This is a genomic window from Alcanivorax sp. HI0044, assembly GCF_001634945.1.
The window spans coordinates 1-1,263 of record NZ_LWEZ01000416.1 but is presented as its reverse complement, the minus strand read 5'-3'; the positions used below and the strand labels follow the sequence as shown (position 1 = coordinate 1,263).

Genomic DNA, 1,263 nt, shown 5'->3' with positions numbered 1-1,263 from the left:
GAATTTTCCGGTTTCCACCAGGCGCCGGTTCGCCATGCGATCCAGCTGCCCGGTGAACACCAACGGCTTGGCCGCAGCGGCGCCCAGATAGCCCCCCATCAACGACAGGTTTCGCAATACCAGCTCACCGGAGAGGCCCACCCGGTGCGAGACATCACAGGCCAGGCGCAGTTTTTCCCGATCCAGCCAGATCGGTTCATGGTCGATCTGGTTGAACAGTGCGGTGAGCGCCTGCGGCGGGTTCTCAACACTGTCGATGCCATGCTCCAGCGCCTGGTCCACCAGCTTGCGCCCCTCACCTGCCGGCAAGCCCTTGTACATGTGCACGACCGCGTCCGCCAGGGTGTCGCCCATCAGCATGTGTTCGCGAATCACCCGCATCTGCCCTTCACTGGGCTGCGGATCGGAACCGATCATCAGTGAAAACAGTTTGCGCACCCGGCGCATCTGCCGGCGCTCGGGGTCGCCTACCCGGTTCAGATCAGCATGGTCCAACGGGCTGGTTGCCAGCATTGCGGTCATTCTTTTTGCTCCTTGCCCTCAATTCAGCGGGCGCTAGAACCGACAGAAAGAATGGCGCCGAATGACAGAAACATTTGGCACTTTTTTATCCACCCGGGCTTTGCTAGTTTCCCTGCTTTAACCTTATTGTTTGCGGTAGCTCCGGCTCACCGCCATCTCTCACAACATGACCCAGGAAAGTGTTTATGCCCGCGTCCACCTCAGCTGTACAGCGCCTCAATACCTTATGGTTTCTGGTGCTCTCTGCGCCCTTGCTGATTGGCATCGCGGTCGCTGGCCTGGTCTGGTTCGGGAACTACACCGCATCCCTTGAACTGCTGCCGCAAGACACCCTGCGCATGGCGGCCATGGGCGCCATGGCACTGATGTTGATCGTGGCACGACCGCTACGTAATGCTCTGCTGTCACCCAGGGCTATTGCCGGCCGACCGATCCAGACCGCCACCCCTGCGGACCCCTCCGGCGACACAGCGGCGCTCAAGGTACAGGCCAGCATGTTTATGCTGCTGGGAATCCTGGATGCCGTTTCCATGATTGTTATCGCCCTCAGCCTGATGCAGGCGGATGCCCTGCTCGCCCTGCTCAACGGGGTCTACACACTGGTGCTTGCCGTCATCGCCCGCCCGGATTTCGCTGCATTAATCGATGCCACACGTAAGCAACTGACCCATAACGGGTAATTGCCAAATCAGAGTCCTATTGAACACCTTGCGACATGTCTTGTTAATGAACAGCGTTTAA

At 59.0% G+C, this 1,263-nt stretch carries 1 protein-coding gene and 1 pseudogene; one reads left to right on the top strand and one right to left on the bottom strand.

All coding sequences use genetic code 11. The features are described from left to right. A pseudogene (locus tag A3730_RS05050) lies at positions 1-522 on the bottom strand (hypothetical protein); the annotation flags it as partial. 185 nt (positions 523-707) lie between these two features. Between A3730_RS05050 and A3730_RS05045 the strand changes: the two are divergent. Beyond that, on the top strand, positions 708-1,202 hold the full coding sequence (locus A3730_RS05045) for a hypothetical protein (protein ID WP_063520141.1): 495 nt from the start codon (positions 708-710) through the stop codon (positions 1,200-1,202). Positions 1,203-1,263: the final 61 nt, after the last annotated feature.